This window comes from Candidatus Kaistella beijingensis (assembly GCF_020084865.1).
Classification (GTDB): domain Bacteria; phylum Bacteroidota; class Bacteroidia; order Flavobacteriales; family Weeksellaceae; genus Kaistella; species Kaistella beijingensis.
This window is the reverse complement of the sequence record NZ_CP071953.1, coordinates 2,369,793-2,385,046: the sequence shown is the minus strand read 5'-3', so window position 1 is coordinate 2,385,046 and position 15,254 is coordinate 2,369,793. Positions and strand designations below refer to the sequence as shown.

The 15,254-nt window shown below is 37.3% G+C and carries 12 protein-coding genes and 1 pseudogene; 2 read left to right on the top strand and 11 right to left on the bottom strand.

The annotated features are described in order from the left end of the window. Positions 1-65: 65 nt before the first annotated feature. The 10 genes and pseudogenes from J4771_RS11075 to J4771_RS11040 all read right to left on the bottom strand — a co-directional run bounded on the left by J4771_RS11075 (position 66) and on the right by J4771_RS11040 (position 10,081). A complete protein-coding gene (locus tag J4771_RS11075) occupies positions 66-2,243 on the bottom strand; it encodes a reprolysin-like metallopeptidase (protein ID WP_224135063.1) in 2,178 nt (725 codons plus the stop codon). A gap of 16 nt (positions 2,244-2,259) precedes the next feature. Further along, positions 2,260-2,826, bottom strand: coding sequence for a hypothetical protein (locus tag J4771_RS11070; RefSeq protein WP_224135062.1), 567 nt, complete (start codon positions 2,824-2,826; stop codon positions 2,260-2,262). A 161-nt stretch (positions 2,827-2,987) separates the two neighbouring features. Continuing rightward, on the bottom strand, positions 2,988-4,181 hold the full coding sequence (sucC, locus tag J4771_RS11065; RefSeq protein WP_224135061.1) for an ADP-forming succinate--CoA ligase subunit beta: 1,194 nt from the start codon (positions 4,179-4,181) through the stop codon (positions 2,988-2,990). Positions 4,182-4,755: 574 nt separating this feature from the next. Further along, positions 4,756-5,217: a DMT family transporter gene (locus J4771_RS13265; protein ID WP_317196381.1), complete on the bottom strand. Its 462-nt coding sequence runs from the start codon at positions 5,215-5,217 to the stop codon at positions 4,756-4,758. Between the two features lie 63 nt (positions 5,218-5,280). Then, a pseudogene (locus J4771_RS13260) lies at positions 5,281-5,343 on the bottom strand (hypothetical protein); the annotation flags it as partial. After that, the gene (locus J4771_RS13255) at positions 5,337-5,591 is read right to left on the bottom strand and encodes a hypothetical protein (RefSeq protein WP_317196341.1); all 255 of its coding nucleotides are present in this window, start codon (positions 5,589-5,591) and stop codon (positions 5,337-5,339) included. The gene J4771_RS13255 and the pseudogene J4771_RS13260, both read right to left, overlap by 7 nt. After that, positions 5,591-5,791 (bottom strand): zinc ribbon domain-containing protein, encoded by a 201-nt coding sequence (locus tag J4771_RS11055; RefSeq protein ID WP_224135060.1) that lies wholly within the window; start codon positions 5,789-5,791, stop codon positions 5,591-5,593. Before J4771_RS11055 ends, J4771_RS13255 begins: the two co-directional genes overlap by 1 nt. A gap of 96 nt (positions 5,792-5,887) precedes the next feature. Next, positions 5,888-6,274, bottom strand: coding sequence for a DUF423 domain-containing protein (locus tag J4771_RS11050; protein WP_224135059.1), 387 nt, complete (start codon positions 6,272-6,274; stop codon positions 5,888-5,890). 186 nt (positions 6,275-6,460) lie between these two features. Then, positions 6,461-7,789 (bottom strand): hydroxymethylglutaryl-CoA reductase, degradative, encoded by a 1,329-nt coding sequence (locus tag J4771_RS11045; RefSeq protein WP_224135058.1) that lies wholly within the window; start codon positions 7,787-7,789, stop codon positions 6,461-6,463. 348 nt (positions 7,790-8,137) lie between these two features. Then, the gene (locus tag J4771_RS11040; protein ID WP_224135057.1) at positions 8,138-10,081 is read right to left on the bottom strand and encodes an ABC-F family ATP-binding cassette domain-containing protein; all 1,944 of its coding nucleotides are present in this window, start codon (positions 10,079-10,081) and stop codon (positions 8,138-8,140) included. A 164-nt stretch (positions 10,082-10,245) separates the two neighbouring features. On the opposite strand from J4771_RS11040, the gene J4771_RS11035 reads away from it, so the two are divergent. After that, complete coding sequence (locus J4771_RS11035; protein WP_224135056.1) at positions 10,246-11,079, top strand: endonuclease/exonuclease/phosphatase family protein; 834 nt, start codon at positions 10,246-10,248, stop codon at positions 11,077-11,079. 123 nt (positions 11,080-11,202) lie between these two features. Here the strand turns inward: J4771_RS11035 and clpB are convergent, their stop codons facing one another. Next, a complete protein-coding gene (clpB, locus tag J4771_RS11030) occupies positions 11,203-13,806 on the bottom strand; it encodes an ATP-dependent chaperone ClpB (protein WP_224135055.1) in 2,604 nt (867 codons plus the stop codon). Positions 13,807-14,056: 250 nt separating this feature from the next. Between clpB and J4771_RS11025 the strand changes: the two genes are divergently transcribed. Beyond that, positions 14,057-15,184, top strand: coding sequence for an FAD-binding oxidoreductase (locus J4771_RS11025; protein WP_224135054.1), 1,128 nt, complete (start codon positions 14,057-14,059; stop codon positions 15,182-15,184). Positions 15,185-15,254: the final 70 nt, after the last annotated feature.

Below are 15,254 nucleotides of genomic sequence, written 5' to 3'. Positions count from 1 at the left end.
TTTGTCTCAAGTTAAAAAAGGATGCCTAAAACAGACATCCTTCAGAATATTTATAGATTTAAAAATTATTTTTTAATTATGAGTTTTTCAGAGAATTTTTCTCCGTTTTTCAATTCAACGCTCAAAATATAGTTACCGCTGGAAATTTTTTCTAAACTGATTTTTCCATCTGTTGCTAAATCTCCCTTTTTCAACATTCTTCCCGTTGCGTCATAAATCATGTAGATTCCATTTTCTGATTTATTTTTAAGTGAAACATTCACTTCGTTCTTTGCAGGATTAGGGAAAATGGCAAAACTCTTTACATTGCTATTTGATACAGCAAGAGTCTTTTTTATTGAGAAATTGGAAGGATTTACAGCAAAATAAATATTTCCAACCGGTTTTACCATCAGTCTCGCAGATGCGATATCTTCATTTGGCAAAGAAACTGTTGCAGTACCGTTATTTGGTACACTTGCCGCAAGAACGGTATCGAAAGTTGTCCCTCCGTTTTTAGATAATACAACTGAAACGTTTGCGGTATTTATCGTACCTGCATTAGTTCCAGCGACATCCCATGTTACCGTAATTGGCGTTGCAGCATCATATTGCACATTCGTTGTTTGAGAAGTTACTTTGAACGGTCCATCATTCGTTACCGTTACAAGCATTAAATCTCTTGCAGCCTGATTTCCAGTTGCTTTATTATCGTTCACCAATAAAGAGAAGTTTAAAGTTCTCGCCACACTTGGAGTTACTTCCCATTTTGGTATAAGATTGTTTGCCAAAACAGAAGACATTACTGGAAAATATCTTGATGGTGAAGTTGAAGGGAACAATGATCGATAAATAGGACCGCTGGTTGCCGTAGCTACTGGTGGCTGTGTGCTTGTTTGATTGTCCATTTGCTCCCACAGGTAGGTAATTGAATCGTTGTTAGGATCTGTACCAGTTCCTGTAAGGACAAAAGCAGTTCCTTTAGGAATAATATAATCTATACCTGCATCCGCTGTTGGAACTTGATTGTTATTGGAAACTTTTACAGAGCAGTCGGATGCTCTTCTAATCACAGTATACATTTCATTCACACTTGCAGAATGGAAATAGGCGTCACTATTAAGCTGAACATTATTTGTACCGCAAATTCCCGCGTAAGCCATAATTGTTGATCCGCTTCCGGGTTCAAATGCAGTTGAAGAATTTGCATTTCCTGAACACGAACCTGACGATGCACGAAACGTATGATTTGCACCAAACTGATGACCAATTTCATGGGCTACATAATCAATATCAAAAGGGTCGTTTATTGGTGCTGCAGAACCAGTTACGCCTCTTGCTTTGCTGCTTGTACAAATTACACCCAATCCAGCTAAACCACCACTGTTGGTTCCTACAACGTGCCCTATATCATAATTAGCTGTACCAATTACAGTGTTAATATTGGTTTGGTTTTCATTAATCATCGTTCCAGGATTCCCATTAGTGTAAGGATCAGTGGCGGCATTGGTATAAACAATGAGATTATTGTTGGCCACCATTACCATTGTTGCAGAAATGGTTTTTTCGTAAACTCCGTTTACTCTTGTCATGGTTACAGCCATTGCTGCTAAAGCTTTTGCGACAGTACCGCCGTGAAAAGTTGTATATTCTCCTGTTGCAGCCATTGCAAGTCGGTACGTTCGGAATTGCCCATCTGAAACTAAAGGTGCTTTTCCTGTAACATCGACCATCTCATCTTTAAGTCCCTCCACATTACATTCAAAAAGTCTTTGATTTAAAGGTAAATCGCTGCGTTTATAGAAAACATATTGGTTATTGTCGTTGGTAAAACGATCCAAATAGCTCACCTCCCAACCGTCAAAATACATGGCACTCACTCCTACCTCCGGAGTTACACTGAATCTTATGGAATTTTCTGGATTATTTTTCTGCCATCCTACATAAGAACGAATTTCGGGATATTTTGCCTGTAATTCAGCTTCCATTACGGGTGCTTCCTGCACGATATATTCTCTGAATTTCCCATCAGCTGTGGGAAAGGTTATGACGTGACTTTGGTCTTTAGAGAATCGCATGGGAACTTTTGAAAGATCGTCTTTAATCTTTTCAAGTTTGAGGCTGTACAAAGAAAATTCCTTAGGTTGCACTTGTCTGTGAGACAGATTGTCTTTTGGAACGGCGTTCGTCTTGCTCCAAAAGTTCTGACCGAAACCGAATGCTGCAAATAAAATACAGGAAAGGGTAAAGATTTTTGTTTTCATGACTTTTAATTTTGTTTTATTTGTAATTAATGTTTATTTTTTTATCTGTTATTTTTTTTAAGATTTTAACCAAGACATTAGGAGAAATTCTACTTCCAGCTCGCAGGTCTGGGTTTTCAAGAGGTTTTACATTTATATTAAGGATGTTATTTTGCAGATAAATCTCCGTGATTTCGATATCATTTGAGTTTTTGAGTGTTGGTTTGAAAATGAGGTAGGATGAATCATCCATAATTGTCGGAATTGGAGCCAGTCTTAATCCGCCGCTCTGTTTATGAATAATCGAAAAAATTTCATCCATCTTTTCCTGATCATCAATCCAAAGATAATTTTTAGAGGTTAGAGAATAAGGATAATGATTAACTTCCTCAAAGCTTAAGATTTCCTTGGTTGCAGAAACAGTACTTGTCACTTTGCTTACCTTATCAACTGAAGTGCTAAAATCAACAGTTGATGCATTTTCAACCGGTTGCGCACTATTCTTTTCAGATTTTAAATCTTCTTGTTTTCTATCCTCATTTTCTTTTATTGTTATACTTGGTTTAGACTCGTTTAATGATGCCGATGACGCTGGATTTTTCATCTGTTTGGTACAGTTGAGGATGAAAACAAATACTGAAATCAGAAGAAACTTCATCATTGAAAAATAGGTTATGGTAAATATAATAAATTTTATCGGAAGTGTTATTAAAAAAAAATCCGCCCAAAAACTGAGCGGATTCATTATACTATTTTTAATAAATTTTAGTGTCCTAAAACCTCTTTCACTTTATTCGCAGCTTCTTCCAACGTAATTGCAGAATGAACAGGCAAACCAGAATTATCAATCAACTGTTTAGCTTCCACGGCATTTGTTCCCTGAAGACGAACGATCAATGGAACCGGAAGTGAACCCATCGCTTTGTACGCATCCACAACACCTTGAGCAACTCTGTCGCAACGAACGATTCCACCAAAAATATTAATCAAAATCGCTTTCACATTAGAATCTTTCAATATAATTCCAAAAGCTTTCTGAACTCTTTCTGCATCTGCAGTTCCACCCACATCCAGGAAGTTTGCGGGATTACCACCAGAAAGTTTGATGATGTCCATCGTCGCCATCGCCAAACCAGCGCCATTTACCATACAGGCAACATCACCATCTAATTTCACGAAGTTTAGACCAGCTTCTCCTGCCTCAACATCAGTTGGATCTTCTTCTCTTGTATCTCTCAACGCCGCCAAATCTTTGTGACGGAACAGTGCGTTATCGTCCAGAGAAACTTTCGCATCAACTGCAATAATTTTATTGTCAGAAGTTTTCAAAACCGGATTGATTTCAAACAAAGAAGCATCAATTCCTACATAAGCGTTATATAGGTTCGTGATAAATTTTGTGAAATCTTTGAAAGCATCACCGCTCAAACCAAGATTAAAAGCAATTTTTCTCGCCTGGAAACCTTGCAAACCAACTCCCGGATCAATCACTTCGTTATGAATCAAATGTGGAGTTACTTCGGCAACGTGCTCTATATCCATCCCACCTTCCGTAGAGTAAACAATCATATTTTTACCTTTCGCTCTGTCCAAAAGAATGGAAACATAAAACTCTTTCGTTTCAGTTTCACCAGGATAATAAACATCTTCCGCAACCAAAACAGAATGTACTTTTTTACCTTCCGCAGAAGTTTGAGGCGTTACCAACTGCATCCCGATGATATTGTTCGCGTTTTCTTTAAGTTTGTCCATGTTTGGGGAAAACTTTACACCGCCACCTTTTCCACGACCACCTGCATGAACTTGGGCTTTCACCACCCAACCTTCGTTTCCGGTCATTTCCTTTAATTTATCGGCTGCAGCAACTGCTTCATCCACATTGTTTGCAACGAAACCGCGCTGAATATTAACGCCATACTTTGCTAAAATCTCTTTTGACTGATACTCGTGAAGATTCATAATATTTAATTAGATTTAATTTTTCAATAAGATTTACAAATTTACGAAAAGTTTGGAAGATGGACGATGGGAGATGGAAGAAATTTATTGAGGTGTGTCCCTTTCCTTTGCAAAACCTTATAGGTTTCCGAAACCTATAACGTTTACCAACAGCGTCGGGTCGCTACGTCCGCTCCTACTCCTCGCTCCAACGCTATTGCATGGGCTTGCTGTGGCGTATCCGCTACCATCGCTCACACAAATTTAACGCGCAATCAAAATTTTGGTTTGAAATCAAAAATCAACATCATTTGGACAAAAAATGATCTGAATGCACTTGGAACATCAGTAGGAGCGGGCTTTAGACTGCTTAAATAAGGATGAATTAATTTGGCTTTAGCCGAAATTTATTAATGAAAAGCCACTTAATGCCGTTTGAACTTGTATTTTTTTGGTAAAATATTAATTCAAACACATCTCAAAAAAACGTTCGGCTCCTACCGAGCCGCCTTTCGTCATGGTAACATTACGCTACAAACTTTGCGCTCCTACGGAGCGCCCTCAGAATCCTCCCCCAAAATCCCAAAATAGAAATTCAATTTTCAAATCCTTTTTTCTCATAAAACGTCGTCGCAATTCCAATCATGATAATTATTCCTCCAACAATCTGCGGAACCGTAATTTCCTCATTCACAAAAATCGCGGCCAAAATTGCGGCAAACAAAATTTGGCTCAGCAAACTCAAAGAAACCCTTGTAGCTTTCATTCGCTTCGTTGCATAACTGATTAAAATCCACGCAATCAACTGACAAACAATCCCTTGAATAAATAAAGAAATCCACGCGCTCTGAGAATAGCCTAAAAATTTTTCTCCGTTGATCCAACAAATCACGAAAAGAAAAATACTGCTCACCAACATGCTGTAGCTGAGAAAAGTAATAACGTCGATTTTTTGCAAAGAATTTTTGCTTACCAAAATATAGAGCGCATAAAAAATTCCATAAAGTACACCTAGGAAAAATGCGAAATCAAAATTCAATTCTAATATAGTTTTCATCCCCACAAAAACTATCATTCCGAATATGACAATCAAAGTTCCCAACCAAAAAGATTGCTTTGGACGAAAATTTAGAAAAAGAAAAGAAATCACTCCGACCCAAACCGGCGAAAGATTCGTCAGCAAAGTCGCCTGAGTAACAGAAGAATTTTGAATCGCAATATTCCAAACCGCAATACGATTCCCATCAATTCTTTTCCTTTAACAATTTTGATTTTACCTAAAAGTAAAGCGAACGGAAAAATCAAAGCCGTCGCAATCGCCATTCGGTAAAATGCGGATATCAAACTTGAAGTCAAATTCATACGAACGATGACGGGAAAAATCGAAATACACAGAATTCCGAGAAAAAGGGCGGTTTTTGCTTTGTTCATCAGTAGTTTCTTCCGACTTGTTTGCAAATTTCCAGTAAATTTTCCGGCATTTTGGAGAATGCTCCTTGCTCAAAATATTCATCAGAATGCGGAATATAGACGGAATAACTTTTCCCTAGTGGAATTAATGGAATAAAAAACAACTCGAAATACCTTTTGTAAACCGTAATCACAGCATTCACCTCAAAACCGTTTCTCATGATTTTACGATTATTTTTTCCGATTGATTTTTTATTGAATCCAAAGATGAAGAAAAACATTTGAAGTACGAATTACGAAGTTAGAATTACGAAATTTTAGAATCTGGTTTTCACGAAATAGAAAGTCAACATTGCCCAGGAAATAATCATCAACAAACCGCCAATCGGTGTTATTGGTCCGAGAAATTTCAAATTCGTATTCCAAACTTCGCTGAAGCTTAAAAAATAAATACTCATCGAAAACAGGAAAGTTCCGGCAATCATTAATATGGAAATCCATTTTTCAGACGGACTTTCAAACTTCAAAATATATCCCACAATCAGCAAAAACAACGCAGAATACATTTGATATTTCACGCCGGTTTCAAAACTTTGTAATTTTTCAACGGACAATACTTTCTTCAAAGCATGTGCTCCAAACGCTCCCAAAATCACGGAAAGCAATCCGTAAACCGCACCGATAATTAATGTAAAATTTTTCATTTATAATTCTCCTTTTTGATACATGATAACTAACTTCCCTATTAAAGTTATTGCTCCAATTGCTATAAATAACCAAGAAAATTTCTTCGAACTTGCAAAACCTGGATTGTTGGTAGTTTTCAGAAAGATTCCGAAAAACAAAATAACAAATGCCAGTGAAATACCAAACATAACTTTATTTTTTTTTTAATTTTTTCTCAACTTATTAAACTCATTAATCACCTCATGATGACTCACCGTCTTGTCTTTAAAATAATTCACAAAATAATTCTTCTCCTCTTCAGTCGCGCCGAGTTGGTTTAGAATATTCAAAAGATGCATTTTCATGTGTCCTTTCTGAATTCCAGTCGTCGTTAATGAACGCAATGCCGCAAAATTTTGAGCCAATCCCGAAACCGCCAAAATACTCATCAATTCCTGTGCGGAGGGTTTTCCCAACAAAGCCAACGAAAATTTCACGAGCGGATGAAGATTCGTCAAACCGCCCACAACTCCAACAGAAATCGGCAAATCAATCCAAAATCTAAAAATTCCGTTGTCAATCGTGCAATGCGTCAAACTCGAATATTTTCCGTCCTTCGCGGCGTATGCGTGCGCACAGGCTTCGGTCGCGCGGAAGTCGTTGCCTGTTGCGATTACCACCGCATCTACTCCGTTCATAATTCCTTTGTTGTGCGTCGTTGCACGGAATGGCTCAATTTCGGCGATGGTTACGGCTCTTTTAAATTTCATGGCAAATTCTTCGTTTGAAATTCCACTGTCGTCATTCAGTTCCTCGATTTTGCAGGAAACTTCGGCTCTTACGATACAGTCGGGAGTATAATTTGAGAGGATATTCATCACAATTTGCAACGAATCTTTTTCCTCTTGAGTGAAATCTTGTTCTTTTTCAACTTCCTCTCTCAAAGTTTTCCCGAACTTTTCCAAACAGGAATTGATGAAATTCGCTCCCATCGAATCTACCGTGTCAAAACTCGCCTTGATTTGGAAATAATTTTCCATTTCCGCAGTTTTGTCGATCAAGCGGATGTTCAAGATTCCACCGCCACGATTTCTCATGTTCTTGGTGATGTCTTCTGTGGCTTCAAATAATTTCTGCTTTAATTTAAAATTGAAAAAATGCTGAAGTTTATGAGATTCGACTTTAAATATAAAATGGGTATGACCTAATTTTTTGGTGTTGATAATCGTTGTTTTAAAACCTCCTCTTTCGATCCAAAACTTGGCAGATTTTGAAGCAGCTGCAACTACAGAACTTTCCTCAACTGCCATTGGTAAAGCGAAAAGTTTTCCGTCGATCAAAAAATTCGGTGCAATTCCATACGGCATGTAAAAATTGGAAATCGTGTTCTCCGAAAACTCTTCGTGGAGTTTTTGCAATGCTGCGTCTTCGTTCCAATATTGTTGTAAGATTTGTTCGTAACTACGGTCGTCATTGAGATATTCCTTGATCAGCCAGTCAATTTTTCGCTGTTTTGAAAGTTTGGAAAATCCCTCAATCGGTTGATGATTCATTCTTCAAAAATTTTGTAATGTAAAGGTAGGGAATTTGACGGGAAGATGGATGCTGGAAGTTAAAGATAAGGCTTCTGCTTTTGCTAATTGTATTTAACAAAGAAACCAAAAACATTACTACTAGCGATTTTGGTTTAGGAGTTATACTTTGTCCTGCTGAGGTTCTCGAAGAATATAAGCAAACAAAAAATCCAAAACCCTTGTTTCTTTGAATAAAAAAAAGGTTTTGGAAGAAATAATATTAAAACGCTTCGAGAACCTCAGCGTGACAAAATTTCGTCAATTTTAAGAGAACTATGACAAAAAAATCTGCGCAATCCGCAAATGCAGCGAGAAAATTTATTAATTCTAATTTTCCAACTGCGTTCCCAAATATTCCCATTCCTGCAGAGCCAGATCCAGTTCCTCTTTTTTGAAATTGTATTTTTCTAAAGTTTCCGGCGATGGATTTTCTCTCGTGAAACTGGCTTCAAAATCTTCAATTTCCAATTCTAATGCAGAAATTTTCTCTTCTACTTTTTTGATTTTATTTTGAACGTTTTTTTGCTCTTTCGTTTGAAATGAGTTTGTAGTGGTTTGAACTGGTTTGATGTCGTTTGATGGAACAATTTCTTTTTCAACAATCGGTTCGTTGCGCATTTCCGAGAGTTTGGATTTCTCGGCAGAAATTTCTCTGATGCTTTCCTTTTGTCGGAATTCTAGATATTCGTTGATGTCACCCAAAAATTCTTTCATCCTTCCATCACGAAATTCGAAAATTTTATCGCAGAGTCCCTGCAAAAATTCCCGGTCGTGGGAAATCACGATTAAAGTTCCCTCAAATTTCTGTAACGCCAGTTTGATGATTTCTTTCGACTGAATATCCAAGTGGTTCGTCGGTTCGTCCATAATTAGCGTGTTGAACGGACGAAGCAACAATTTACATAAAGCCAGTCGGTTTCTTTCACCACCGGAAAGAACTCGGGTTTTCTTTGTCACATCATCGCCCTGAAAAAGGAAACTTCCCAACAAATCACGAACTCTTGGTCGCGTTTCTTCTGTTGCGGCGTCTTCTGCTTCTTCCAAAACGGTTTTGTTCGGTGAAAGAACCTCTTCTTGATTTTGTGCAAAATAGCCGATGTTGACGTTGTGTCCCAAATTCCACTCACCAGAATAATCTTTGATTTCTCCAGCAAGAATTTTTGCCAAAGTCGTTTTTCCCTGTCCGTTTTGTCCGAGTAGGGCGATTCTGCTTCCCCTTTCCACAAAGAAATCCACCTTATCGAAAACCTCTTTTTTACCGTAAGCTTTTCCTAAATTTTTTGCCTCAAAAATGACTTTTCCAGGAATAACTGATTGAACGAAACGGATATTGAATTTAGAAACATCGTCATTATCAATTTCGATGCGTTCTATTTTTTCTAATTTTTTAATTAAAGACTGCGCAAAAGAGGCTTTCGTCGCAGAAGCACGGAATCGGTTGATGTTGTCTTCCATCTGTTTGATTTCCGCATCCTGATTTTTCTTGGCTTGAGTGAGTTTCTCTTTTCTTTCCTTGCTCAATTCCAAATATTTGGAATAATTGGCCTTATAATCGTCAACTTTTTTGTTGTTGATATCGAAAGTTCTGTTACAAACCGAAGTCATAAACTGTTTGTCGTGACTTACCAATACGATCGAACCAGGATATTCTTTCAAGAAAGTTTCCAGCCAAATGATGGATTCCATATCCAAATGGTTCGTAGGCTCATCCAGAAGCATCAAATCATTTTTCTGCAAAAGGAGTTTGGCGAGTTCGATCCTCATTCTCCAGCCGCCGGAAAATTCATCCGTAATTTTATGAAAATCTTCGGCTTTAAAACCTAAACCTAACAGCACTTTTTCAACATCGCCTTCCAAATTGTAAGCGTCGTGATGCATCAACAAATCATTTAATTCCGTCATTCGATGGATCAAATTTTCGTAGTCATCGCTTTCGTAATCGGTTCTTGTCGCCAACTGATGATTTACTTCATCCAGTTCATTCTTCATCGCATTAATTTGCTCAAATGCCTGCAAGGTCTCATTCCAAACCGTTCTTCCTTTCACGAAATCCAAATCCTGTTTTAGAAATCCAATCGTGATATTTCCTTCAGGCACAATGCTTCCTTCAAAGAAATTGATTTCTCCTGAAAGCATTTTCAGCAAAGTGGATTTCCCGGCGCCATTTTTGCCGACCAAACCGATTTTATCATCTTTTTTGATGGTAAAATTCACGTTTTGAAAAAGATAATTTCCTGAATGGTGAAGTCCTAAACCTTGTACTGAAATCATAAATAATAAGCAATTAGCAATAAGTAATTTTCGAGGTGCAAAAGTAAAGAAAGTAAATGAATTGATGACGACGGAAAATAAGAGGTTTTTAGGATTTCCAGAAATTTGAAGGTTTTGTTTTTTAAAATTTCTACCTTTAAAAAACTTTTTTAAATCCTTATCCAATGAAAATTTTAGAGTTTATTTTTTCGGTATTCTTTTTACTGAATTTTCAGGCGCAAAATTTAAAGGTGATGACCTACAATATTCGGCTTTCTTTAGAATCTGACAAAGAGAATTCCTGGGACAACCGAAAAGCTGAAGCCATTCAGCTGATGGATTATTATCACCCAGATTTTTTCGGAGTTCAGGAAGCTGTGCCCCAACAAATGGTCGATATAAAATCCGGATTAAGAAACTATGATTTTGTGGGAGTTGGAAGAGATGATGGAGCGAATAAAGGTGAATATTCCGCCATTTTTTATGATGCCGAAAAACTGAAAGTTTTAGAATCCGGAACTTTTTGGTTAAGCGAAACACCACAAAAACCTTCAAAAGGTTGGGACGCAGCATATAACAGAATCTGTACTTATGCTTTGTTTAAAATGAAAAAAGATGGCAGGAAGTTTTGGGCTTTTAACGTTCATTTGGACCATGTTGGAATTGTTGCACGGGACAATTCGGTGCAATTAATCCTAAAGATGATCAAATCTTTTAATACAAAAAATTTTCCTGTGGTTTTAACGGGAGATTTCAATCTCACGGAAGACACCAAGCCAATCAAGATCCTTTCAGAAAATCTTTCTGATGCTTATTATCATAGTAAAAAAACACATTACGGACCAAAAGGAACTTTCCAAGCATTCGATATTTCTAAGCCCGCTAAAGAACGTATTGATTATATTTTTTTACAGAAATTTTTATGCGAAAACATCAGAACTATCAATGACAGAAGGGAAAACCTGCTCTATCCATCGGATCACTTTCCCGTGATTGCAGAAATTAGATTTCCAAGATAAAATAAAAAAACCTACCGAATAAATCCGGTAGATTTTAAAAACACAAATGATGAAAAAAAATTAGTAATTAAACGGAGGTTTAACTCCGATATTATGTTAATGAAAGTTAAACTTCACTTTTTTTTATTCTGTAGGACGAAAAACCAAACCGCTTTCATCGAAATAATCCAGCGTTATTCTTTCGTTATCGTTGATGTTTCCGGCAAGAATTTCTTTGGATAATTTATTTAAAACTTCCTGTTGAAGCACTCTTTTCAATGGTCTTGCTCCAAAACTTGGGTCGTAACCTTTGTTGGTTAAATAATTGATCGCGTCTTCGGTTGCAGTCATGATAATTCCACGTTTTTCCAACATTTTATTGAAACTGCGTAATTGGTAATGAACGATTTTTTCGATTTCTTTTTTGTTTAAAGGCCGGAAAAGAACGATTTCATCAATTCTGTTCAAAAATTCTGGACGTAAAGTCTGTTTCAGCAATCCGAAAACTTCTTCTTTGGTTTTTTCAATGGTTTCAAAATCTACATTATCATCGCTGTCACGCTGAGCGGAGTCGAAGCGTTCTTGAATTAAATGTGAACCAAGATTGGAAGTCATTATAATAATTGAATTTTTGAAATTCACCACTCTTCCTTTATTATCGGTTAATCTTCCATCATCCAAAACCTGCAATAAGGTGTTGAAAACATCGGGATGCGCTTTTTCAATTTCGTCTAAAAGCACCACGGAATAAGGTCTTCTGCGAACTGCTTCCGTCAATTGTCCGCCTTCATCGTAACCAACGTAACCAGGAGGAGCACCGACAAGTCTGGAAACCGAATGTTTTTCCTGATATTCGCTCATATCAATTCTCGTCATATTATTTTCGTCGTCGAACAAAAATTCGGCGAGTGCTTTTGCGAGTTCGGTTTTTCCGACACCGGTTGTTCCCAAAAATAGAAAACTTCCGATTGGTTTTTTCTCGTCGTTCAAACCTGCTCTGTTTCTGCGGATGGCGTCTGCAACGGAAGTGATTGCTTCGTCTTGACCGACAACTCTTTTGTGGAGTTCGTCCTCCAAATGCAATAATTTTTCGCGTTCAGATTGCAAAAGTTTCGTCACCGGAATTCCTGTCCATTTTGAAATCACTTCAGAAATATCTTCGGCGGTAACTTCTTCTTTAATCAACTCGTTTTGATGATTTTGCATTTCCAATTCGAGTTTTTCCAATTCGGCTTCTTTCTCCTTGATCTTTCCGTACTGAATTTCGGCAACTTTTGCGTAATCTCCAGCTCTGGAAGCGCGTTCTGCTTCTAATTTCAAGGCTTCAATTTCTTTTTTAAGGGCGGTTAAATCTTCGGATTTTTGCTTTTCAGCCAACCATTTTGCATTTAAAGCGTTACGCTCTTCTTGAATTTTGGCAATATCTTCTTTTAAGTGATCAATTTTAGTCTGATTACCTTCTCGTGAAATCGCAGCGAGTTCAATTTCCATCTGCATTAATTTTCTATCCAAAACGTCCAATTCTTCGGGTTTTGAATTGATTTCCATTCTCAATTTTGCGGAAGCTTCATCAATCAAATCAATCGCCTTGTCGGGTAAAAAACGGTCGGAAATATAACGTTGCGACATTTCTACAGCGGCGATAATTGCCTCATCTTTAATTCTTACTTTGTGGTGGGCTTCGTATTTATCTTTAATTCCACGCAAAATTGAAATCGCACTTTCTGTATCCGGTTCTTCCACCATCACTTTTTGGAAACGTCTTTCTAAGGCTTTATCTTTTTCAAAATATTTTTGATATTCGTTCAAGGTTGTGGCTCCAACGGCGCGAAGTTCGCCTCTCGCCAATGCAGGCTTCAAAATATTGGCAGCATCCATTGCGCCTTCACCACCGCCTGCTCCAACCAAAGTATGAATTTCATCGATGAATAAAATAATTTGTCCGTCAGATTTAATAACTTCATTGACAACGCTTTTCAAACGTTCTTCAAATTCACCTTTGTATTTTGCACCGGCAATTAAGGCTCCCATATCTAAGGAATACAATGTTTTATCCATGAGGTTTTCCGGAACGTCGCCGGAAATAATTCGGTGAGCAATTCCCTCTGCAATGGCGGTTTTTCCAACGCCTGGTTCTCCAATTAGGATGGGATTGTTTTTCGTTCTTCTCGATAAAATTTGTAAAACTCTGCGGATTTCTTCATCACGACCAATAACAGGATCTAATTTTCCTTCTGCAGCAAGTTCGTTGAAATTTTTTGCATACTTATTTAAACTTTGATAAGTTTCCTCTGAACTTGCAGAAGTCGCTTTGGAACCTTTGCGAAGTTCCTTAATTCCGCCTTCCAAAAGGGATTTGGTAACACCCATATCTTTCAACATTTTTGAAACTGGGGAGGAAACTTCCAATAAAGCCAACCATAAATGTTCAATCGTTACATATTCGTCGCCCATTTTTTTGGCGATATTTGGAGCTTCCAATAAAACTTTGTTGGCGCTTTGGCTTAGATAAATGTTTCCGCCTTCCACTTTCGGAAGGTTTTCGATGCTTTCCCGGTTTCTGTCGCGAACAAGGGTTTCGTCCACTTCAGATTTTTTCAATAAAAATTTCGATATATTTTCATCACTTTGGAAGATGCCTTCCAAAAGATGTTGCGGCTCAATACTCTGGTTGCCAAATTCCATCGCGATTTGTTGCGCTTTTTGGATGGCCTCCTGTGATTTTACGGTAAATTGATTTAAGTTCATATTTTGTTGTAATTTTTTAAGTTAGAAAAACATTAAGAACCCACACAAATTTAGCACTGAATTCTTAATGTTCTATCAATCATTTATTAATTCTGAAATCTTTAACACAAACATTGTTCTAGTTTAAAAATTGTTAAAATTTCGGTCAAAATTTCCGATTTAGCAATAGTTTGTAAAGATTTGACAAGACAAAATTTCCGAATTTCTGCAATCTCTGTTTCTTTCCCTAAAATCTAAAAAAACATTATATTTGTTAGCAGTCATTTATAAGATTGATATTAATAGAAACATGCACCATTTTCATCATTTAAAAACCACCAAAGTTGCGAAGGAAACCAACGATTCCGTACACATCGCCTTTGAAATTCCACAAAATTTAAGACATGAGTTTTCTTTTAAGCAAGGACAGTATCTCAATGTGAGATTTGTTTTTGGGGAAGAAGATTTGCGACGAAGCTATTCCATCATCAACGCTCCAACCGAAGGAAATTCCGAATTAGAAATCTTGGTGAAACATTTGGATGGCGGAAAAGTTTCAACTTTTTTAAATAATGAATTGAAAACTGGCGAAACCCTGGAAGTGATGGCTCCAATGGGACATTTCTACACCAATTATCACGCATCCAACGAGAAAACCTACATCGGACTTGCTGCGGGAAGCGGAATTTCACCCGTTCTATCCAATTTGAAAGAAGCGCTTTATCAGGAACCGAAAAGTACAGCCTACCTTTTTTTCAGCAATAAAAGTTTGACCGACATTATCTTTAAAAAAGAAATCGATGAACTGGTGCAAAAATTTGAGGGAAGATTTAAAGTGATTTATCTTCTTTCCAGAGAAAAACATTTTGAGGACGAACTTTTTGAAGGCAGAATCTCACCTGAAAAACTCGATATTTTATTTGAAAGATTTACAGAGATTCCAGTTCAAGAAGCAACTTACTTTATTTGTGGTCCTTCGGAAATGATTAAAGGTATTGCGGATTACCTTAAAAAAGACAAGAAAGTTCCTTCGCTGCAAATCATGTACGAATATTATGCTGCTCCCGACGACGAGGAAAATGCGGAAATGAGCGACGAATTCAAAGCCATCCCAAATCTTGAAAGCATGGTGACCTTGATCATTGATGATGATGAATATTCCTTTCACCTCAATTCGAAAAAAAATAGTATTTTAGACCAGGCTTTGCAAGAGAAACTTCCGGTTCCTTTCGCATGTAAAGGCGGTGTTTGCTGCACGTGTAAAGCACAGGTAATGGAAGGCGAAGTTTACATGGAGAAAAATTTTGCTTTAACAGAAGATGAAGTGGAAAAAGGATTTGTCCTCACTTGCCAATGCCACCCCACAACAAATGTGGTGATGCTGAATTACGATGTTTAATCTAATGCAACAATGTGTAAATTTACGATGTAACAATTATGGAATTTGAAATTTGGCAAGTTAAAATTTT